This window comes from Pseudomonas sp. Larv2_ips (assembly GCF_963879675.1).
GTDB lineage: Bacteria > Pseudomonadota > Gammaproteobacteria > Pseudomonadales > Pseudomonadaceae > Aquipseudomonas.
On sequence record NZ_CAWOAW010000031.1, the window covers coordinates 335,277 to 356,424 of the forward strand.

22 protein-coding genes and 1 pseudogene are annotated in these 21,148 nt (G+C 61.0%); 20 read left to right on the plus strand and 3 right to left on the minus strand.

The features are described 5' to 3' along the window. The first annotated feature begins 189 nt into the window (after positions 1-189). From argS to AACV02_RS27125, 9 genes are all read left to right on the plus strand, one after another. Positions 190-1,926 carry an arginine--tRNA ligase gene (gene argS / locus AACV02_RS27085; RefSeq protein WP_119738059.1) on the plus strand — a complete coding sequence of 579 codons (1,737 nt, stop codon included), beginning with the start codon at positions 190-192 and terminating at the stop codon, positions 1,924-1,926. A gap of 1 nt (position 1,927) precedes the next feature. Continuing rightward, positions 1,928-2,629 (plus strand): SPOR domain-containing protein, encoded by a 702-nt coding sequence (locus AACV02_RS27090; RefSeq protein WP_053253947.1) that lies wholly within the window; start codon positions 1,928-1,930, stop codon positions 2,627-2,629. Positions 2,630-2,887: 258 nt separating this feature from the next. Continuing rightward, complete coding sequence (gene hslV, locus AACV02_RS27095) at positions 2,888-3,418, plus strand: ATP-dependent protease subunit HslV (RefSeq protein WP_010563201.1); 531 nt, start codon at positions 2,888-2,890, stop codon at positions 3,416-3,418. A gap of 37 nt (positions 3,419-3,455) precedes the next feature. Next, positions 3,456-4,793 carry an ATP-dependent protease ATPase subunit HslU gene (hslU, locus tag AACV02_RS27100; RefSeq protein WP_119738061.1) on the plus strand — a complete coding sequence of 446 codons (1,338 nt, stop codon included), beginning with the start codon at positions 3,456-3,458 and terminating at the stop codon, positions 4,791-4,793. A gap of 171 nt (positions 4,794-4,964) precedes the next feature. Continuing rightward, positions 4,965-5,342 (plus strand): gamma-butyrobetaine hydroxylase-like domain-containing protein, encoded by a 378-nt coding sequence (locus AACV02_RS27105; protein WP_119738063.1) that lies wholly within the window; start codon positions 4,965-4,967, stop codon positions 5,340-5,342. Between the two features lie 249 nt (positions 5,343-5,591). Continuing rightward, positions 5,592-7,271: a class II poly(R)-hydroxyalkanoic acid synthase gene (gene phaC / locus AACV02_RS27110; RefSeq protein WP_106577521.1), complete on the plus strand. Its 1,680-nt coding sequence runs from the start codon at positions 5,592-5,594 to the stop codon at positions 7,269-7,271. A 152-nt stretch (positions 7,272-7,423) separates the two neighbouring features. Beyond that, positions 7,424-8,269, plus strand: coding sequence for a poly(3-hydroxyalkanoate) depolymerase (gene phaZ, locus AACV02_RS27115; protein ID WP_106577519.1), 846 nt, complete (start codon positions 7,424-7,426; stop codon positions 8,267-8,269). An 88-nt stretch (positions 8,270-8,357) separates the two neighbouring features. Next, entirely contained in the window at positions 8,358-10,040 is a 1,683-nt protein-coding gene (phaC, locus tag AACV02_RS27120; protein WP_119738065.1) for a class II poly(R)-hydroxyalkanoic acid synthase, read from the plus strand. Between the two features lie 27 nt (positions 10,041-10,067). Continuing rightward, positions 10,068-10,688, plus strand: coding sequence for a TetR/AcrR family transcriptional regulator (locus AACV02_RS27125; RefSeq protein ID WP_119738067.1), 621 nt, complete (start codon positions 10,068-10,070; stop codon positions 10,686-10,688). Between the two features lie 175 nt (positions 10,689-10,863). Here the strand turns inward: AACV02_RS27125 and AACV02_RS27130 are convergent, their stop codons facing one another. From AACV02_RS27130 to AACV02_RS27140, 3 genes are all read right to left on the minus strand, one after another. Further along, on the minus strand, positions 10,864-11,847 hold the full coding sequence (locus AACV02_RS27130) for a phasin family protein (RefSeq protein WP_119738069.1): 984 nt from the start codon (positions 11,845-11,847) through the stop codon (positions 10,864-10,866). Positions 11,848-11,859: 12 nt separating this feature from the next. After that, a complete protein-coding gene (locus tag AACV02_RS27135; RefSeq protein ID WP_106577515.1) occupies positions 11,860-12,282 on the minus strand; it encodes a phasin family protein in 423 nt (140 codons plus the stop codon). Between the two features lie 105 nt (positions 12,283-12,387). Next, the gene (locus tag AACV02_RS27140; RefSeq protein ID WP_106577514.1) at positions 12,388-12,663 is read right to left on the minus strand and encodes a polyhydroxyalkanoic acid system family protein; all 276 of its coding nucleotides are present in this window, start codon (positions 12,661-12,663) and stop codon (positions 12,388-12,390) included. Positions 12,664-12,808: 145 nt separating this feature from the next. Here AACV02_RS27140 and ubiE point away from each other — a divergent pair, with 145 nt between their 5' ends. The 11 genes and pseudogenes from ubiE (at position 12,809) to AACV02_RS31035 (ending at position 21,085) form a co-directional block, all read left to right on the plus strand. After that, on the plus strand, positions 12,809-13,579 hold the full coding sequence (gene ubiE, locus AACV02_RS27145; RefSeq protein WP_106577513.1) for a bifunctional demethylmenaquinone methyltransferase/2-methoxy-6-polyprenyl-1,4-benzoquinol methylase UbiE: 771 nt from the start codon (positions 12,809-12,811) through the stop codon (positions 13,577-13,579). Beyond that, positions 13,579-14,202 carry a ubiquinone biosynthesis accessory factor UbiJ gene (locus tag AACV02_RS27150; RefSeq protein WP_106577512.1) on the plus strand — a complete coding sequence of 208 codons (624 nt, stop codon included), beginning with the start codon at positions 13,579-13,581 and terminating at the stop codon, positions 14,200-14,202. The genes ubiE and AACV02_RS27150 overlap by 1 nt, the downstream gene beginning before the upstream one ends. Further along, positions 14,199-15,803, plus strand: coding sequence for a ubiquinone biosynthesis regulatory protein kinase UbiB (ubiB, locus tag AACV02_RS27155; RefSeq protein WP_106577511.1), 1,605 nt, complete (start codon positions 14,199-14,201; stop codon positions 15,801-15,803). The genes AACV02_RS27150 and ubiB overlap by 4 nt, the downstream gene beginning before the upstream one ends. Before the next feature lie 41 nt (positions 15,804-15,844). Continuing rightward, positions 15,845-16,237, plus strand: a complete 393-nt coding sequence (hisI, locus tag AACV02_RS27160) for a phosphoribosyl-AMP cyclohydrolase (protein ID WP_012721796.1) — start codon at positions 15,845-15,847, stop codon at positions 16,235-16,237. Between the two features lie 2 nt (positions 16,238-16,239). Next, entirely contained in the window at positions 16,240-16,572 is a 333-nt protein-coding gene (locus AACV02_RS27165) for a phosphoribosyl-ATP diphosphatase (protein ID WP_003209299.1), read from the plus strand. Positions 16,573-16,597: 25 nt separating this feature from the next. Further along, on the plus strand, positions 16,598-16,888 hold the full coding sequence (locus AACV02_RS27170; RefSeq protein WP_106577509.1) for a twin-arginine translocase TatA/TatE family subunit: 291 nt from the start codon (positions 16,598-16,600) through the stop codon (positions 16,886-16,888). 10 nt (positions 16,889-16,898) lie between these two features. Further along, complete coding sequence (gene tatB / locus AACV02_RS27175) at positions 16,899-17,327, plus strand: Sec-independent protein translocase protein TatB (RefSeq protein ID WP_119738072.1); 429 nt, start codon at positions 16,899-16,901, stop codon at positions 17,325-17,327. Beyond that, on the plus strand, positions 17,324-18,115 hold the full coding sequence (tatC, locus tag AACV02_RS27180) for a twin-arginine translocase subunit TatC (RefSeq protein WP_106577507.1): 792 nt from the start codon (positions 17,324-17,326) through the stop codon (positions 18,113-18,115). Before tatB ends, tatC begins: the two co-directional genes overlap by 4 nt. Further along, positions 18,112-18,819 (plus strand): 16S rRNA (uracil(1498)-N(3))-methyltransferase, encoded by a 708-nt coding sequence (locus AACV02_RS27185; protein WP_119738074.1) that lies wholly within the window; start codon positions 18,112-18,114, stop codon positions 18,817-18,819. The genes tatC and AACV02_RS27185 overlap by 4 nt, the downstream gene beginning before the upstream one ends. 349 nt (positions 18,820-19,168) lie before the next feature. Next, positions 19,169-20,227 (plus strand): annotated as a pseudogene (locus AACV02_RS31030) (methyl-accepting chemotaxis protein); the annotation flags it as partial. A 144-nt stretch (positions 20,228-20,371) separates the two neighbouring features. Beyond that, positions 20,372-21,085, plus strand: coding sequence for a methyl-accepting chemotaxis protein (locus AACV02_RS31035; protein WP_372239724.1), 714 nt, complete (start codon positions 20,372-20,374; stop codon positions 21,083-21,085). Positions 21,086-21,148: the final 63 nt, after the last annotated feature.

Here is a 21,148-nt window from a genome sequence, read left to right on the forward strand (position 1 = left end):
CGCAGGCAAGCCAGCGCCCACATTTTGAAATGTGAATACCCTTAAATGTGGGAGCGGGCTTGCCCGCGACGAGGCCCGCAGGTCTACCAACCCGTCTGAACGGTTGGCAAGCCTGCCCTCGCCACGGATAATGCCCAGTTTTTCCACCTGCGCATCGCGCGCCGCCGCTTGCGGTCGAAAGAGAACACCATGAAAGACACCATTCGCCAGCTGATCCAACAAGCCCTCACCCAACTCGTCAACGAAGGTGTGTTGCCTGAAGGCCTGACGCCGGCGATCCAGGTGGAAAACACCCGCGACAAGACCCACGGTGACTTCGCCAGCAATATTGCGATGATGCTGTCCAAGCCTGCGGGCATGAAACCGCGCGACCTGGCGGAAAAAATCATTGCCGCGCTGCCGGCTGACGACAGCGTCACCAAGGCCGAAATTGCCGGCCCTGGCTTCATCAACTTCTTCCAGAACACCCAGGCCCTGGCCTCGCGCCTGGACGCCGCCCTGGCCGACGCCAGGATCGGCGTGCGCAAGGCCGGCCCGCTGCAGCGCGTGGCCATCGACCTGTCGGCACCCAACCTGGCCAAAGAGATGCACGTCGGCCACTTGCGTTCGACCATCATCGGCGACGGCGTGGCGCGGGTGCTGGAGTTCCTCGGCGACACCGTGATCCGTCAGAACCACGTGGGCGACTGGGGCACCCAGTTCGGCATGCTGATGGCCTACCTGCAGGAAAACCCGATCACCAGCAACGAGCTGGCCGACCTGGAAAACTTCTACCGCGCCGCCAAAAAGCGTTTTGACGAATCCGAAGAATTCGCCGACCGCGCCCGTGGCCTGGTGGTCAAGCTGCAAGCCGGTGACGAGGAATGCCTGGCGTTGTGGGGCCGCTTCCGCGAGATCTCGCTGTCGCACTGCCAGGAAATCTACGAGTTGCTCAACGTGAAGTTGACCATGGCCGACGTGATGGGCGAAAGCGCCTATAACGACGACCTGATCAACGTGGTCAACGACCTCAAGGCCAAAGGCCTGCTGGTCGAGAGCAACGGCGCGCAGTGCGTGTTCCTCGAAGAATTCAAGACCGCCGACGGCGAGCCGCTGCCGGTGATCATCGTCAAGGCCGATGGCGGCTACCTCTACGCCACCACCGACCTGGCGGCCGTGCGCTACCGCAGCGGTGTGCTCAAAGCCGACCGCGCGCTGTATTTCGTCGACCAACGCCAGGCCCTGCACTTCCAGCAAGTGTTTGAAGTGGCACGCCGCGCAGGTTTCGTCACGCACCCGATGCACATGGAACACATGGGCTTCGGCACCATGAACGGCGCCGATGGCCGCCCGTTCAAGACCCGCGACGGCGGCACCGTGAAGCTGATCGACCTGTTGAACGAAGCCCAGGAACGTGCCTACAACCTGGTGAAGGAAAAGAACCCGGAACTGGCCGAAGCCGAGCTGCGCAACATCGCCCGCGTGGTGGGCATTGGCGCGGTGAAATACGCCGACCTGTCCAAGCACCGCACCAGCGACTACAGCTTCAACTTCGAACTGATGCTCAACTTCGAAGGCAACACCGCGCCGTACCTGCTGTACGCCTACACTCGCGTCGCCGGTGTGTTCCGCAAACTGGGCAAGGACTTCAGCGAAGTTGAAGGCCGGATCGTGCTGGATGCCCCGCATGAACAGGAACTGGCGGCCAAACTGGCGCAATTCGGCGAAGTGCTGAACAGCGTCGGTGAGAAAGGCACGCCCCATATCCTGTGCACCTATTTGTACGAAGTCGCCGGCCTGTTCTCCAGCTTCTACGAGAACTGCCCGATCCTCACCGCCGACGACGAAGCCCAAAAGCAAAGTCGCCTGCGCCTCGCCGCACTGGCTGGACGGACCCTCAAGCAAGGCCTGGAACTGTTAGGCCTGGAAACCCTGGAGCGTATGTAAGTTGGCTGCCAAGAAAAAACCTGCACCCAAGCGCGGCGCCAGCCGCTATCAAGCCCCGGCAAAGAAGCCTATTCCGGGCTGGTTGTGGATGGCCATCGGCCTGGCGGTCGGTGCGTTCGTCGTGATCCTGATGAAGCTGGAGCCGGGCAAGGGCGATGACGTCAAGCGCGTCAAGCAAGAGCAGCAGAAGGCCACGAAAATGGCCGAAGCCAACAAGACGGCGCCAAGCCCGACTGCACCGGTGAAGCCAAAATACGACTTCTACACGCTGCTGCCGGAATCGGAAGTGATCGTGCCGCCCGACGCCGTGCCGGAGAAAACCCTGCCGACGCCGCAAGTGCCGACCACGCCGGTGACGCCAGCGGAAGCAGCGAAAATCGACACCGCGCGGGCGCAAGCTGCGCTGGCCGGGATCACCCCGCCGCCACCGCCGCCCGTGGCCACCACCAAGGCTGCGCCGGTGACCAAGTTCTTCCTGCAAGCGGGCTCGTTCCCGAAACAGGCGGACGCGGATCGCGTGCGTGCGCAGATCATCCTGCTGGGCCAGGCGGTGACGGTGGAGTCCGGCACGGTGAAGGATGCGACGTGGTATCGCGTGCTGGTGGGGCCATTCAGCAACCGTGAACAGCTGACCGTGGCGCAGAAGCAGCTGGCCGGCGCAGGGTTTAGCAACCTGTTGTTACAACAACGCCAGAGCCGTTGATTCAGAGTCAACGCGGATCAAAATGTGGGAGGGGGCTTGCCCCCGATAGCGGTAGATCAGTCACTATGTTTGGCGACTGAAGCGCCGCCATCGGGGGCAAGCTCCCTCCCACATTTGGTTTTGAGGTGTGCTTGAGAAAGTGTAAGACTTATAAACACCGCCCGTCCGCCATAACCCTCTACGGTTGAAATCCCTCCCGCCACCCCCATATGAGATTCCATCAGGGCATTTTCGCCCCGCTGCGTGGAGACTCTCCCCTTGACCACCATCGTTTCAGTACGTCGCCACGGCAAAGTCGTCATGGGCGGCGACGGCCAGGTTTCCCTTGGCAACACCGTGATGAAAGGCAACGCCAAAAAGGTGCGTCGTCTATACCACGGGCAGGTTCTCGCGGGCTTTGCCGGCGCTACCGCCGACGCCTTCACCCTCTTCGAGCGTTTCGAGGGCCAGCTGGAAAAACACCAGGGCCACCTCGTTCGCGCCGCGGTCGAACTCGCCAAAGAATGGCGTACCGATCGCTCCCTCAGCCGCCTGGAAGCCATGTTGGCCGTCGCCAACAAAGACGCGTCCTTGATCATCACCGGTAACGGCGATGTGGTTGAGCCTGAACATGGCCTGATCGCCATGGGTTCCGGCGGTGGTTATGCCCAAGCGGCGGCCAGCGCCTTGCTGAAGAAAACCGATCTGTCGGCCCGTGAAATCGTCGAGACTGCCTTGGGCATTGCCGGCGACATCTGCGTGTTCACCAACCACAACTTCACCATTGAGGAGCAGGACCTCGCCGAGTAAGCCGTAGGCTTATTCCCGCTTGAGGCCGCCAAACACTATGTCCATGACTCCCCGCGAAATCGTCCATGAACTTAATCGCCATATCATCGGCCAGGACGATGCCAAGCGCGCCGTTGCCATTGCGCTGCGTAACCGCTGGCGCCGGATGCAATTGCCGGAAGAATTGCGCGTTGAAGTAACGCCGAAGAACATCCTGATGATCGGCCCGACCGGCGTCGGTAAAACCGAAATCGCCCGGCGCCTGGCCAAATTGGCCAACGCCCCGTTCATCAAAGTCGAAGCCACCAAGTTCACCGAAGTGGGCTATGTGGGCCGCGACGTCGAGTCGATCATTCGTGACCTGGCCGACGCCGCACTGAAGTTGCTGCGCGAACAGGAAATGACCAAGGTCAGCCACCGCGCCGAAGACGCCGCCGAAGAACGTATCCTCGACGCCCTGCTGCCACCGGCGCGCATGGGCTTTAACGAAGATGCCGCGCCGTCGTCCGATTCCAATACCCGTCAGCTGTTCCGCAAGCGCCTGCGTGAAGGCCAGCTGGACGACAAGGAAATCGAGATTGAAGTCGCCGAAGTGGCTGGCGTGGATATTTCCGCACCGCCTGGCATGGAAGAAATGACCAGCCAGTTGCAGAACCTGTTCGCCAACATGGGCAAGGGCAAGAAGAAAAGCCGCAAGCTCAAGGTGAAAGAGGCGCTGAAACTGGTGCGCGACGAGGAAGCCGGGCGCCTGGTGAATGAGGAAGAACTCAAGGCCAAGGCGCTGGAAGCGGTCGAGCAGCACGGCATCGTGTTTATCGACGAGATCGACAAGGTGGCCAAGCGCGGTAACTCCGGTGGCGTCGACGTGTCCCGCGAGGGCGTACAGCGTGACCTGCTGCCACTGATCGAAGGCTGCACCGTGAACACCAAGCTGGGCATGGTCAAGACCGACCACATCCTGTTTATCGCCTCCGGCGCGTTCCACCTGAGCAAGCCAAGCGATCTGGTGCCTGAGCTGCAAGGCCGTCTGCCGATTCGTGTGGAACTCAAGGCGCTGACCCCAGGCGACTTCGAACGCATCCTCAGCGAGCCGCATGCGTCGCTAACCGAGCAGTACCGTGAGCTGCTGAAAACCGAAGGCTTGGCGATCGAGTTCCTGCCGGACGGTATCAAGCGCCTGGCGGAGATTGCCTGGCAGGTCAACGAGAAGACCGAAAACATTGGTGCGCGTCGCCTGCACACCTTGCTTGAGCGCCTGCTGGAGGAAGTGTCTTTCAGCGCCGGTGACATGGCCGGTGCGCAAAACGGCGAAGCGATCAAGATCGACGCCGACTACGTCAACAGCCACCTGGGCGAATTGGCGCAGAACGAAGACCTGTCTCGTTATATCCTGTAAGCCTTTTAGAAAAAGGCGTATGTAGGAGCCTGGCTTTTGTGGGAGCTGGCTTGCCTGCGATAGCATCACCTCAGTGTTTCTGAAACACCGAGGTGCCTGCATCGCGGGCAAGCCCGGCTCCCACAGAAGCCCTCCCACATTTTTGAGCCGGTTTCTTCAGGATTATTATCGATGTCGAAATTCCCTACTGCTGTAAACCTGCACAAAACCTCCAACACCCTCGGCCTCACCTACGGGCCCGATGAGGTCTACCAGCTCAGCGCCGAGCTGCTGCGCACCCACTCGCCTTCCGCCGAGGTCCAGGGCCACGGCAAACCCATCCTGCAATTCGGCAAGATCAACGTCAGGCTGATCAAGATAGAACCGGCCGGTCAGTACGCACTGAAATTGACCTTCGACGACGGCCATGACAGCGGCCTGTTCACCTGGGATTACCTCTACCAGTTGGCCGTGCGCCAGGAAGCCCTGTGGGCCGACTATCTCGCTGAGCTCAAAGCAGCCGGTAAAACCCGCGACCCGAGCGAGTCGGTCGTGCGGCTGATGCTCTAACTCAGGCGTCTTGCTCTTTAGAGGGCATTTTCTAATTTCATCTGCTTGAATGCCCTGTCGCGTGGTCAACGATTGGCCCGCTTGCGAAAAAAATTAAACTCGGGTAACCAATGGAACTGGCAAGTTCCCTGCATTTGACGATGCGGTATCAACGGTCACCCGAGTCGCAGTACCAGGCTGGTGTCGTGTATCGAAATTGGGTGCGCAGCAATCGCCGGTACTCGTCTTTCGGACAATGGAGCGTCGTAGATGAGTAACAAGAATAACGATGACTTGAAACGCCAGGCCTCTGAAAACACCCTGGGACTGAACCCGATCATCGCGTTACGAAAAAAGGACTTATTAGCTTCGGCGAAGATGGTGCTGACCCAAGCCATCAAGCAACCGTTACACAGCGTCAAACACGTCGCGCATTTTGGTGTCGAGTTGAAGAACGTGATGTTCGGCAAATCCGCGCTGGTGCCCGAAGGCGATGACCGTCGCTTCAACGACCCGGCGTGGAGCCAGAACCCGCTCTACAAACGTTACCTGCAAACCTACCTGGCGTGGCGCAAGGAACTGCACGACTGGATCGGCGACAGCAACCTGTCGGAACAAGACATCAGCCGCGGCCACTTCGTGATCAACCTGATGACCGAAGCCATGGCCCCCACCAACAGCGCGGCCAACCCGGCGGCGGTCAAACGCTTCTTTGAAACCGGCGGCAAAAGCCTGCTCGATGGCTTGTCCCATCTGGCCAAGGACATGGTGCACAACGGCGGCATGCCGAGCCAGGTCAACATGGGTGCCTTCGAAGTGGGCAAGACCCTGGGCACCACCGAAGGCGCCGTGGTCTTTCGCAACGACGTGCTGGAGCTGATCCAGTACAAGCCGATCACCGAACAGGTGCACGAGCGCCCACTGCTGGTGGTGCCGCCGCAGATCAACAAATTCTATGTATTCGACCTGAGCCCGGAAAAGAGCCTGGCGCGCTTCTGCCTGCGTAATGGCCAGCAGACGTTTATCGTCAGCTGGCGCAACCCGACCAAGGCCCAACGCGAGTGGGGCCTGTCGACCTATATCGAGGCGCTCAAGGAAGCGGTCGATGTGGTTACGGCGATTACCGGCAGCAAAGACATCAACATGCTCGGCGCCTGCTCCGGCGGTATCACCTGCACCGCGCTGCTGGGCCACTACGCGGCGCTGGGGGAGAAGAAGGTCAACGCCCTGACCTTGCTGGTGAGCGTGCTGGACACCACGCTGGACACCCAGGTAGCGCTGTTCGTCGACGAGCAGACCCTGGAGGCAGCCAAGCGCCACTCCTACCAGGCCGGTGTGCTGGAAGGCCGCGACATGGCCAAGGTGTTTGCCTGGATGCGCCCCAACGACCTGATCTGGAACTACTGGGTCAATAACTACCTGCTGGGCAACGAGCCGCCGGTGTTCGACATCCTCTTCTGGAACAACGACACCACGCGTTTACCGGCCGCCTTTCACGGTGACCTGATCGAGCTGTTCAAGAACAACCCGCTGGTGCGTGCCAACGCCCTGGAAGTGTGCGGCACGCCGATCGACCTCAAGCAGGTTACCGCCGACATCTACTCACTGGCCGGCACCAACGACCACATCACGCCGTGGCAGTCCTGCTACAAGTCGGCGCAGCTGTTTGGCGGCAAGGTCGAGTTTGTGTTGTCCAGCAGTGGGCATATCCAGAGCATCCTCAACCCGCCGGGCAACCCCAAGGCGCGCTACCAGACCAGCGATGGCCTGGCGGGCAAGGCGCTGGAATGGCAGGAAAATGCGACCAAGCACACTGACTCGTGGTGGCTGCATTGGCAGGTGTGGCAGGCAGAGCGGGCGGGTAAGTTGAAGAAAGCACCTACGAGTCTGGGTAACAAAACCTATGCGGCCGCTGAGGCGGCGCCGGGCACATACGTTCACGAAAGGTAGGCTGGAATGGGATCAAATGTGGGAGCTGGCTTGCCTGCGATGGCATCCACTCGGTAGGCCTGATACACCGCAGCGCCTGCATCGCAGGCAAGCCAGCTCCCACATTGACCGTGTTCCCGCAGGGAAATAGCGCCATTTTGCAGGGTAAGCCCATGCCGCAACCGTTCATCTTCCGTACCATCGACCTGGATGGCCAGGCCATCCGCACGGCGGTACGCCCGGGCAAGCCTCACTTGACGCCGCTGCTGATTTTCAACGGCATCGGCGCCAACCTTGAGCTGGTGTTTCCGTTCGTCCAGGCGCTGGACCCGGACCTGGAAGTAATCGCCTTCGATGTACCGGGCGTCGGTGGCTCCTCGACGCCGAGTCGGCCCTATCGCTTTCCTGGCCTGGCCAAACTCACCGCGCGCATGCTCGATTACCTCGACTATGGCCAAGTGAATGCCGTGGGCGTGTCATGGGGTGGCGCGCTCGCGCAGCAGTTCGCCTATGACTACCCGGAGCGCTGCAAAAAACTCATTCTCGCCGCCACCGCTGCCGGTGCGTTCATGGTGCCGGGCAAGCCCAAGGTGCTGTGGCTGATGGCAAGCCCACGGCGCTACATCCAACCGTCCCACGTGGTGCGCATTGCGCCGATGATTTATGGCGGCTCGTTCCGGCGCGACGCGAAACTGGCCGCTGAGCACGCAAGCAAAGTGCGCTCGGCCGGCAAGCTCGGCTATTACTGGCAGCTGTTCGCCGGGCTGGGTTGGACCAGCATTCACTGGCTGCACAAGATCCGCCAACCCACGCTGGTGCTGGCGGGTGACGACGACCCGCTGATTCCGCTGATCAATATGCGCATGCTCGCCTGGCGTATTCCCAACGCGCAGTTGCACATCATCGATGACGGTCACCTGTTCCTGATCACCCGGGCCGAAGCCGTGGCGCCGATCATCATGAAGTTTCTTGAAGAGGAGCGCCTGCGGGCGGTGATTCACCCGCGACCGGCCGTGTAAGGACCGCACTGCCGCGCAACTTGCCGAGAACCGACTATGGTTCTGAATTGGCGTGCCTGTTGTTGCCTTGACGAAGGAGTGTTGGCTCATGCGAGAAAGACCCGTGACGAACCCGGCGCCCACCCCTGCCGTGTTCATCAACGCGCAAAATGCAATCACCGGCCTGCGCGGTCGGGATTTGCTGGCGACCCTGCGCAGCGTCGCCGCCCACGGCTTGCGCAACCCGGTGCACACCGCGCGCCACGCCCTGGCGCTGGGTGGTCAGCTGGGCCGCGTGCTGCTGGGCGAAACCGTGCATGAGCCCAACCCCAACGACGCGCGCTTCATCGACCCGACCTGGAAGCTCAACCCGCTGTACCGCCGCAGCCTGCAAGCCTATTTGAGCTGGCAGAAACAGACCCGCCACTGGATCGACGACAGCAGTCTCAACACTGACGATCGCGCCCGCGCGCACTTTGCGTTCTCGCTGCTCAACGATGCGGTGTCGCCTTCCAATACCTTGCTCAACCCGCTGGCCGTCAAGGAACTGCTCAACTCCGGCGGCAACAGCGTGGTGCGTGGCGTGAGCAACCTGTTTGATGATCTGCTGCACAACAACGGCCTGCCCCGCCAGGTCAGCAAACACGCTTTCGAAGTCGGCAAGACAGTGGCGACCACCCCCGGCTCAGTGGTGTTTCGCAACGAACTGCTGGAGCTGATCCAGTACAAGCCCATGAGCGAAAAACAGTACGCCAAGCCGCTGCTGATCGTGCCGCCGCAAATCAACAAGTACTACATTTTTGACCTCAGCCCGGCCAACAGCTTTGTGCAGTACGCACTGAAAAACGGCCTGCAGACGTTTATGGTCAGCTGGCGCAACCCGGATGTGCGTCATCGTGAATGGGGCCTGTCCACCTACGTCGCCGCGCTGGAAGAAGCGCTGAACGTGTGCCGCGCGATCACCGGTGCCCGCGAAGTCAACCTGATGGGCGCCTGCGCGGGTGGCCTGACCATCGCCGCACTGCAAGGCCATCTGCAAGCCAAGCGCCAGTTGCGACGCATCTCCAGCGCCAGCTACCTGGTGAGCCTGCTGGACAGCCAGATCGACAGCCCCGCCACCCTGTTTGCCGATGAGCAGACCCTGGAAGCCGCCAAGCGCCGTTCCTACCAGCAAGGCGTGCTCGACGGCCGGGACATGGCCAAGGTGTTTGCCTGGATGCGTCCCAACGACCTGATCTGGAACTACTGGATCAACAATTACCTGCTGGGCAAGGAACCGCCGGCGTTCGATATCCTGTACTGGAACAACGACAACACACGCCTGCCTGCCGCGCTGCATGGCGACTTGCTGGACTTCTTCAAGCACAACCCGTTGAGCCATCCCGGTGGCCTGGAAGTGTGCGGCACGCCTATCGACTTACAGAAGGTCACGGTGGACAGCTTCAGCGTGGCTGGCATCAACGACCACATCACGCCGTGGGATGCGGTGTATCGCTCCACGCAACTGCTGGGCGGTGAGCGGCGCTTCGTGCTGTCCAACAGCGGGCATGTGCAGAGCATCCTCAACCCGCCGGGGAACCCCAAGGCCAATTACGTCGAAAACCTCAAGCTGAGCAGTGACCCGCGTGCCTGGTACTACGACGCCCACCACGTCGAAGGCAGCTGGTGGCCACAGTGGCTGGAGTGGATTCAACAACGCTCCGGCGTGCAGCGCGAAACCCTGACCGCCCTGGGCAACCAGAATTACCCACCGATGGAAGCGGCGCCGGGCACTTACGTGCGTGTGCGCTGAGCTCAACGATCACATTAAGAAGACTGGATGAAGACCCGCGACCGTATCCTTGAATGTGCCTTGCAGTTGTTCAACCACAAGGGCGAACCGAACGTGTCGACCATGGAGGTAGCCAATGAAATGGGGATCAGCCCCGGCAACCTCTACTACCACTTCCATGGCAAGGAGCCGTTGGTGCTTGGGCTGTTCGAGCGCTTTCAGAATGAACTGGCGCCGCTGCTTGACCCGCCGGCGGATGCGCAACTCAGGGCCGAGGATTACTGGCTGTTCCTGCATCTGATCGTCGAGCGCATGGCCCATTACCGGTTCCTGTTTCAGGACCTGTCAAACCTGGCGGGGCGCCTGCCAAAGCTGGCCAAGGGCATTCGCACCTTGCTCACGGCGCTCAAGCGCACGCTGGCGTCGCTGCTTGCGCGCTTGAAGGCGGCGGGGCAACTGGTCAGTGATACCCAGGCACTGGGCCAATTGGTGGAGCAGATCACACTGACGCTACTGTTTTCGCTGGACTACCAGCGCATCCTCGACCGAGAAGGCGAAGTGCGCGTGGTGGTGTACCAGATCATGATGCTGGTGGCGCCGCATCTGTTGCTGCCGGCGCGACAGGCGACCGAAAAATTTGCCCTCAAGTACCTGGATGACACGGATTAAAACCTGTGGGAGCGGGCTTGCCCACGATAGCGCCAGATCAGTTGGCACCTATGTCATCGATTCACCGCCATCGCGGGCAAGCCTGCTCCCACAGTGGACATGAGGGGGGTCATAAAATCGCCAATAAAAAACGCCCGACCTTCACAGGCCGGGCGTTTTTTGTGCCCTGAAAAAATCAGGACTGACTGGATGGCGTCGGGGTTGCCGGCGATGCAGTCGGGGCAGTAGCAGCGTGCGTCGGTGCGGACACCGAGTTGGCTGTCGAAGCGGTAGGCGCCGGCGTTGCAGGCTTGGCCGCAACCGCTGGTTTTGCCGCTGCGGGTTTTTTCGCTGCAGCAGGCTTCTTGGCGGCGGCTGGTTTTGCCGCTGGCTTGGCAGCCACAGCTTTGGGAGCCGGTTTTGCCGCGGCTGGCTTGGCCGCAGATTTCGCCGCAGGCTTGGCAGCCGGTTTTGCAGCAGCCGTTTTAGCCGCAGGTTTCGCGGCCGCCTTGGCAGCAGGTTTAGCCGCTGGCTTGGCAGCTGCTTTAGCGGCCACGGGTTTAGCAGCAGACTTGGCGGCAGGTTTGGCAGCGGCTGTTTTAGCGGCGAGCTTGGCAGCCGGTTTAGCCGGCGATTTGGCCGGAGCCTTCGCCGCAGGTTTGGTAGCGGTTTTTGCCGCCGCTTTAACCAGAGGCTTGGCTGCAGTTTTCGCAGCAGGTTTTGCCGCAGCCGTTTTAGCGGCAGGCTTAGCAGCTGGTTTGGCCGCTGCGGTTTTAGCCGGAGCCACTTTTGCACCCGTGAGTTTTTCGATTTGACGGGTCAGCGTATCGACCTTGCCGTGCAGCGTCTTCAGCTCAGCCTTGCTCGGCACGCCCAGTCGCGAAATGGCACTGTTAAGGCGCTTGTCGAAAGTTTCTTCCAACTTGCCCCACGTGTCAGAAATGCTCGACTTGGCAGAACCCGCACTCGCCTTTGCCGCTTCTACTTTCTTACCGACTGTAGTCTTGGTCAACTTCTCGGCCTTTTCGCCGTCCTTGACCAAAGTCTCGAAGTACTTACCGCCGTCACTGCTAACCTTCGAGTACACGCCTAAACCAGCAAGCCAGATCTTACGGGAATATTTTTCAACTTCCCCGATCCACGAGCTGCCTTCTTTCTGAGTAGTCTTTTTAACAGCCATCCCGATGTCTCCTTAGTGTTTACGCGCGACACGTTCTAGCAATGCCGTCAGCTCTTCGAGCTTAGCAGAGAGTGTCTCAACGTCATGTTTAGACGCAATGCCGATCCGATTCAAGGCACTGGCAACACGCGTGTCAAAAGCTTTTTCAACTTTATCCAGTTGAACTTCAACCACACCTTTGACGCTTGAGACATTACTCTTGACTTGATCAATCTGACTGTTGGCAGCATCAAGTTGTTCAACGACAACTTTTTTACCTTTACTTTCAACATGTTGACCAGTCTTAACCAGCTCTTTGAAGTACTCGCTGCCTTCACTGCCGACCTTGGCGTAGGCACCAAGACCTGCCAGCCAGATCTTGCGGGCGTAGCTTTTAACGTCACTCAGGGCGGTGGTCTGAATGTCGATTTTTTTCTTCAAAATAACTTTGGCCATGGTGCACCTCACGCAAATTAGGGTCGAGGAACGGCCCACAGGAGTTGAGGGCTTGGGCACAAAGTAGGGTGAAAAATTAGAATCGGCACCCTAAGCGCACTCGAATCAGGCCAACGCCTTATCCACGGCTTTCTCGATTTCGGATTTGATAGTGCCACTCATGGCCGACATCAACAGGCCCAGTTCCACATCAATGCGCAGCGAATCATCCGCCACAAGTACCGTGCCTTTAACCCCGGACCGTTTGAGCATCAGGGTGTCGCCGGACCACGTGGGCTCAAGGCCATATTGCTCTTTGAGTTTGTGCGCCAACTTCTCGGCCTTCGCCCGCGCGCCTTCTTTACCCAGGGAATGTGCACGCTCTACGGTAATACGGGCCATTGCAATGACTCCTCTTTATAACGACTCAGAACACCTGCCATGCGGCAAAAGGTCTCGGTAACCGTCTATCTTACCTTCAGCCTTGCCAAGACAAAGCAAGCCTTGGGGATTATCATGTCCCGCATTCTCTTTTGGTGACAGCGATATGACTGATCAGCGCAAAGGCAGCGATGCCGAACCCACCACTCACTTCGGCTTCAAGAACGTTCCGGAAAGCCAGAAAGCGGAAAAAGTCGCTGAGGTGTTCCACTCCGTAGCCGCCAAGTACGACCTGATGAACGACGTGCTGTCGGGCGGCATGCACCGCCTGTGGAAGCGCTTCACTATCGAGTTGTCGGGTGTACGCACCGGCAACCGCGTGCTGGACATCGCCGGCGGTACGGGCGACCTGGCGGCCAAGTTCTCCAAGCTGGTTGGCCCTACCGGCCAAGTAGTGCTGGCGGATATCAACGGCTCGATGCTCAAGGTTGGCCGTGATCGCCTGCTGGATAAAGGCGTGGCCGGCAACATCGAATTCGTCCAGGCCGACGCTGAAAAGCTGCCGTTCCCGGATAACCATTTCGACTGCGTGACCATCGCCTTCGGCCTGCGCAACGTAACGCACAAAGAAGACGCTATCCGCTCGATGCTGCGTGTGCTCAAGCCGGGTGGCCGCCTGCTGGTGCTGGAGTTCTCCAAGCCGACCAACGCGCTGATGTCCAAGGTCTACGACACCTACTCGTTCGCCTTCATGCCGTTGATGGGCAAGCTGATCACCAATGACGCCGAGAGCTACCGCTACCTGGCCGAATCGATCCGCATGCACCCCGACCAGGAGACCCTGAAGTCGATGATGGTAGACGCCGGCTTCGACCGCGTGACCTACCACAACATGACCTCGGGCATCGTCGCCCTGCACCGCGGCATCAAACCCTGATGCTGTTCGCAGGCCTTCTCGCCAGCGTTGAACACGGCCTCAATCGTGTTCTGCGCCTGGACAGCACCGCTCTGGCGCGGCTCGCGCACTTGAACGGCAAAGTCATTGCCGTCGACTGCACGAGCCCCGCCTTGCAGCTGTTTATCCTGCCCAGCGATGAAGGCGTGCTGCTCGCAAGCCAATGGGCCGCCGAAGCCGACTGCACCCTGCGCGCACCGGCGTCGAGCCTCTTGCACCTGGCACTGAGCCGCAACAAGACCGCCATCCTCCACGGCCCCGACGTGGAACTGGAGGGCGACAGCGCGGTGCTGATGGACCTGGCCGCCGTGCTGCAAGACCTGGAACTGGACTGGGAATACGAGCTGTCACGCTGGATCGGCCCCGTCGCCACCCAGTTGATCAGCGGGCACCTGCGCAGCCGCTCGCGCTGGTACCAGCAAGGGTTCGCCGCCCTCAACCAGAACCTTGCCGAATACCTGAGCGAAGAATCGCGCACCCTGGTCGGGGAACGGGAAGCGCAAGCGCGCTTTCGCGAACTCGACAAGGCCAAAATCGACCTGGAACGCCTCGAGGCGCGCGTTGAGCGCCTGAGCCGTTCCCTTGATCCAAGCGATAACGCATGAAGCTGCTCGCCGTCCGCCGTCTGTTTCGTATCCAGCGCGTCGTAATCCGCTACCGCCTCGATGACCTGCTGTTCGCCCTGCCCTTGCCGTGGTTTCTGCTGGCGGTGCGCTATGTACTGCCGTGGCGCTGGTTCCCGCGCAAACCGCTGGAGCTGAGCCGCGGCGCGCGCCTGCGCCTGGCGTTGCAGGATTTGGGGCCGATTTTTATCAAGTTCGGGCAGATCCTCTCCACCCGCCGCGACCTGCTGCCCGAAGACATCGCCGATGAGTTGATGCTGCTGCAGGACCGCGTGCCGCCGTTTGATTCCCAACAGTCGATGAAGCTGATCGAAGAGCAGTTGGGCAAGAAGATCAGCGACGTATTCAGCCGTTTCGACGTCGACCCGCTGGCCTCGGCCTCGGTCGCACAAGTGCACGCCGCGCAGCTCAAGACTGGCGAAGAAGTGGTGGTGAAGGTGATTCGCCCCGGCCTCAAGCCGATCATCGGCCAGGACCTGGCGTGGCTGTTCATTCTTGCGCGCGCCGCTGAGCGCTTCTCCGCCGACGCGCGCCTGCTGCACCCGGTGGACGTGGTCGCCGATTACGAAAAAACTATCTACGACGAACTCGACCTGCTGCGCGAGGCCGCCAACGCCAGCCAGCTCAAGCGCAACTTCGAAGGCTCGCAGCTGCTGTACGTGCCGCAAGTGTATTGGGACTGGTGCCGCCCCAAAGTGCTGGTGATGGAGCGCATCTACGGCGTGCAGGTCACCGACCTCGCCACCCTGGCCGACCAGCGCACCGACATGAAAATGCTCGCCGAGCGCGGCGTGGAGATCTTCTTCACCCAGGTATTCCGCGACAGTTTCTTCCACGCCGACATGCACCCGGGCAACATCTTCGTCAGCACCGTCAACCCGTGGAGCCCGCAGTACATTGCGATCGACTGCGGCATCGTCGGCAGCCTGACCCCGGAAGACCAGGACTACCTGGCGCGCAACCTGTTCGCCTTCTTCAAGCGTGACTACCGCCGCGTGGCGCAACTGCACATCGATTCGGGCTGGGTGCCGGCAGAAACCAAGCTCAACGAATTCGAAGCGGCCATCCGCACCGTGTGCGAACCGATCTTCGAAAAACCGTTAAAAGATATTTCATTCGGCCAGGTACTGATGCGCCTGTTCCAGACCGCGCGGCGCTTCAATATGGAAGTGCAGCCGCAGCTTGTTCTTTTGCAGAAAACCCTGCTCAACATCGAAGGCCTGGGCCGTCAGCTGTACCCGGACCTCGACCTGTGGAACACCGCGCAGCCGTTCCTGGAGCGCTGGATGCGTGAGCGGGTCAGCCCAAAAACCTTGCTGGGCAACCTGCAAAGCCAGGTCGAGCAGCTGCCGCACCTGGCCAACATGACGCGCGACCTGCTGGAGCGCATGTCCCAGCCCCATGCCAAAGACCCCGCGCCGCCCTGGCAGAAGCGCAAGGACGATTGGTTCCTGCGCCTGCTGGGCGCCGCGCACCTGGTGGGCGGCGTGATGCTGGCCATCGGTGGGCCGTTGAACCAACTGGGCCACTGGCCGGCCGGCATCATGGTCGCCGTGGGTGTTTATCTGATCGTGCGCCGATAGCCGATCCGGTTATACACTGTCGCAAATTGCCGGAGCGGAACATGAAAGACTGGCTGGACGAGATCAAATGGGACAGTGACGGCCTGGTGCCGGCCATTGCCCAGGACTACAAGACCGGGCGCGTGCTGATGATGGCCTGGATGAACCGTGAGGCCCTGAGCCTGACTGCCACTGAGCAGCGCGCCATTTACTGGTCACGTTCGCGTGGCAAACTGTGGCGCAAGGGCGAAGAGTCCGGGCACGTGCAAACCCTGCACGAGATGCGCATCGACTGCGACGCCGACGTGGTGATCCTCAAAGTCGAGCAGATCGGCGACATCGCCTGCCACACCGGCCGTCACAGCTGCTTCTATCGCGTGTTCGAGAATGGCGAATGGAAGGTGGTCGAACCGGTGCTCAAAGACCCGCACGCCATTTACTCGGCAGGACACTAGACATGAGCGATACCCTCAACCGCGTGGCCCAGGTGCTGGAAGACCGCAAAGGCGCGGACGCCGACAGCTCCTATGTCGCCAGCCTGTACCACAAGGGTTTGAACAAGATTCTGGAAAAACTCGGCGAGGAATCCGTCGAAACCATCATTGCTGCCAAAGACGCACAGATCAGCGGCGACTGCAGCGATGTCATCTACGAAACCGCTGACCTATGGTTCCACAGCCTGGTCATGCTCGCCCAACTGGGGCAGCATCCACAGGCCGTGCTGGACGAACTGGACCGTCGCTTCGGCTTGTCCGGGCACGCCGAAAAGGCCTCGCGCCCGTCCGCCTGAATAACTTTTACAGAGGAATTGCAGCATGGGCATTTTTGACTGGAAACACTGGATCGTCATTCTGGTGGTGGTGGTACTGGTGTTCGGCACCAAGAAACTCAAAAACCTGGGCACCGACGTGGGCGAGTCGATCAAGGGCTTTCGCAAAGCCATGAACGATGACGAAAAGCCAGCCGACCCCGTGGTCAACCCTGTCGTTAACCCAGCGCCGCCGGTCCAGCCTGTGCACCCGCAGGCCACCCAGCCCATCACCGAGCGTCGTACCTTCGACGTGCAGGCTGAAAAAGTCCAAGAGCCGACCCGCAAAGACTCGTGAGCACTGACTAATGTTTGGTATCAGCTTCTCTGAACTGCTCCTCGTCGGCCTCGTCGCCCTGCTGGTATTGGGGCCGGAACGCCTGCCCGGCGCCGCGCGCACGGCCGGCCTATGGATCGGGCGCCTGAAACGCAGTTTCAACGCCATCAAACAGGAAGTTGAACGGGAAATCGGCGCCGACGAGATTCGCCGCCAACTGCACAACGAACATATCCTTTCGCTGGAGCAGGAAGCGCGCAAGATTCTGTCGCCGGTCAATGAGCCGAGCAAACCGACAGAGCCCGTGGCCGAGCACAGCATCGCGCCGCCTGTGGCCGAAGCTGCACTGGTGTTGGAACACACCCCGGCACCCACCGCACCTGCCCCGACAGCGCCAGCGCCGACGCCCGTTGCGTCGCCCGCTCCCCATGACCCTACATTGCCGCCGCGAGCCCCATGAGCGCTGATAAACCGGAAAACGACCAGCACATGCCACTGGTCTCGCACCTCACCGAGCTGCGTACCCGCCTGCTGCGTTGCGTAGCGGCCATCTTCATCATCTTTGCCGGGCTGTTCGCCTTCACCCAGCAGATCTACACCTTCGTTTCGACACCGCTGCGCCAGTACCTGCCGGCCGGCGCGACGATGATCGCCACCGACGTGTCGTCACCGTTCCTGACGCCGTTGAAGCTGACCATGATGGTTTCGCTGTTCCTGGCGATCCCGGTGATCCTGCATCAGATCTGGGGCTTTATCGCGCCGGGCCTGTACAAGCACGAGAAGCGCATCGCAGTGCCATTGCTGGTGTCGAGCATCCTGTTGTTCTACACCGGCATGGCCTTCGCCTATTTCCTGGTGTTCCCGCTGATCTTCAAGTTCTTCGCCGCCGCCACCCCGGCCGGCGTGGAGATGATGACCGACATCACCAGTTACCTCGACTTCGTAATGACGCTGTTTTTCGCCTTTGGCGTCGCCTTCGAAATCCCGGTCGCCGTGGTGCTGCTGGTATGGATCGGCGTGGTTGACGTCAAGTACCTGAAGAAAGTGCGCCCGTACGTGATCATCGGTTGCTTTGTGGTGGGCATGATCCTGACGCCACCGGACATCTTCTCGCAGACCCTGTTGGCTGTGCCGATGTGGATGCTGTTCGAGATCGGCATCCTGTTTGGCAGTTTGATCAGCAAGCGCGGCGAGCACCCGGATGACCAACCCGCCGACGACGATCAGCCGCCAGCGACCCAGCCGTGAACCTGCTGCTGCTTGAGGAGGCCGACTTTATCGCGGCCGACCGGGTGATCCTGCGTGATCGCCGCCTGGTGCATATGCAGGACGTCCACCGCGCTGCGGTGGGCGACAACCTGCGTGTGGGGCGCATTGGCGGGCTGATGGGCAATGCCCAACTGCTGCGCCTGGAACCCGGCGAAGCCGAGCTGCAAGTCAGCTTCGACCTGCAGCCGCCGGCCAAACTGCCGTTGACCCTGCTGCTGGCCCTGCCGCGCCCGAAGATGCTGCGCCGGGTGTTGCAAACCGTTGCAGCCATGGGCGTGCCCAAAGTGGTGCTGCTCAACAGCTACCGCGTGGAGAAGAGCTTCTGGCAAACCCCGTTCCTTGAGCCCGAGGCGATTCGCGAGCAGCTGGTTCTGGGTCTGGAGCAGGCGCGCGATACGGTGCTGCCCGAGATCGTTATCGAAAAGCGCTTCAAGCCGTTCGTCGAAGATCGCCTGCCGGCCATGACCGCAGGCACCCTCGGCCTGATCGGCCACCCCGGCGACTACCCGGCCTGCCCGCGGGCGCTGGATGAGCCGGTAACGCTGGCCATCGGCCCGGAAGGTGGCTGGATACCCTACGAAGTGGACCTGCTGACCAAAGCCGGACTGCAACCCGTGCAGCTTGGTGCGCGAATCCTGCGCGTAGAAACCGCCGTCACCGCCCTGCTCGCCCGCCTGTTCTAAACCTCACCGCCCGCCAACAACACTGCCATCGGTAGCAGCGCGCCTGTTGTGGCGAGCGGGCTTGCCCCGCGTTGGGGCGCGAAGCGATCCCAAAACGGTCAGCTCGTTATGCCTGACAGACGCGGCGTTGCTCTGACTGGGGCTGCTGCGCAGCCCAACGCGGGGCAAGCCCGCTCGCCACAACAAACCAGCTCGCCACAACAAGCCCGCGGGCCACGGCCTGCCCGCCCAGCACACCAAGCCTGCCCGCCTCAAGACGCGCCACATGATCCATCGCGCCTACAGAATAATCCTGCCCAGCCGATAGCCTCTGAATAAGTCCAAGCCTTGTTCAAAGGGAGTTCGCAGCATGTATCGTTGGTTAGCCGAAAAACTGGGGAATGTGAGCGTCAACCGCAAGCTGAGCATTGGCTTTGGCTTGGTGTTAGTCCTGACGTTGTTGACCACCTTCACCGGCTGGACCGGCCTGGGCGATGTGATCAGTCGCGGTGACAAACTGGGCTTTATCTCCAGCCTCAACGGCCTGACCAAAGACCTGCGTCTGGCGCGCCTGGACTTCGAAATGCGTCGCGGCGAACAAGGCACGGATGCGGTCAACAGCCTGCTCACCCAGCTGGACAACGGCCTTAAAACTGCACAAACCCTGATAGAGCAACCCGACGACAAGGCCCTGGTGGAGCAACAACAGGAGGCCTTGAACCAATACAAAAAAGCCTTCGCCACCATGGTCCAGGCCGGTCTAAAGCGCGAAGGCGCGCGCAGCAAGCTCGGCGACACCGCCGACAACGCCGTGGCCAAGACCAATGAGGTCGAGAAGGCACTGCTGCAAGGTGACAGCGTCACCCAGTTCAACAACGTGGTCGACTTGAGCAAGCTGATTCAGCAATCACGCTTCCAGGTGCGCGGCTACACCTACAGCGCCAAGGCGGAAGCCGAGCAGCCGGCCCTGGATGCCATCGACAACGCCCTCAAGAAAATCACCGACCTGCAAGGCCAATTGCCTGCCCAGTATCAGGCCAACCTGCAAGAAGCCGGCGTGTCGCTGCAAGCCTATCGCGCCGCCGTCAGCCAGTACCGCGATTCCCAGGTCGCCAGCGCTGCGGCCCTGAAAATCATGACCGAGCAAGGCGATATCCTGCTGGGCCACAGCGAAAAACTCACCCTCTCGCAAACCGCAGTACGCGATGCCGACGCGGCGCAAGCCAAACAGCTGTTGCTGCTGGCCACCGTACTGGCGCTGATCTTCGGCATGGTCGCCGCCTGGGCCATCACGCGCCAAATCGTCATTCCGCTGAACCAGACCCTCAACGTCGCAGAGCAAGTCGCCTCTGGCGACCTGAGCCACAACCTCAACTCTGCGCGCCAGGATGAGTTGGGGCAGCTGCAACGCGCCATGCAAAGCATGACCGTCGGCCTGCGCGAGTTGATCGGCGGCATCAGCGATGGCGTCACTCAGATCGCCAGCGCTGCCGAGCAACTGTCGGCCGTCACCGAGCAGACCAGCGCGGGGGTCAATAGCCAGAAGGTCGAGACCGACCAGGTGGCCACTGCCATGAATGAGATGGCAGCCACCGTGCAGGAAGTAGCGCGTAACGCCGAAGAAGCCTCTGAAGCCGCCGTGGCCGCTGACCAGCAGGCCCGCGAAGGTGACAAAGTCGTGGGTGAGGCCATCGCCCAGATCGAGCGCCTGGCCACTGAGGTGGGCAACTCCACAGAAGCCATGGGCCATCTGAAGCGCGAGAGCGACAAGATCGGCAGCGTGCTCGACGTGATCAAGTCGGTGGCCCAGCAAACCAACCTGCTGGCGCTTAACGCCGCGATCGAGGCCGCGCGTGCCGGTGAAGCCGGACGTGGCTTTGCCGTGGTCGCCGATGAGGTGCGCAGCCTGGCCCAGCGTACGCAGAAGTCCACTGAAGAGATCGAAGAGCTGATCGTCGGCCTGCAAAGCGGCACCCAGCAGGTGGCGACCATCATGGACAACAGCCGTGGCCTCACCGACAGCAGTGTCGAGCTGACCCGTCGGGCCGGCAACGCGCTGGGCAATATCACACGCACGGTCTCGACCATCCAGGCGATGAACTCGCAGATCGCCACCGCCGCCGAGCAGCAGAGTGCCGTGGCCGAAGAGATCAACCGCAGCGTGCTGAATGTACGCGATGTGTCTGAACAGACCTCTTCGGCCAGTGAGGAAACCGCCGCCTCCAGTGCCGAACTGGCGCGCCTGGGGATTTACCTGCAAACCCTGGTTGGCCGCTTCCGCATCTGAGCCGCCTTGCACGGCGGCCGACCCGGGCCGCCGAATCCCTTGAGCGTTTCAGCGCGTTGGCGC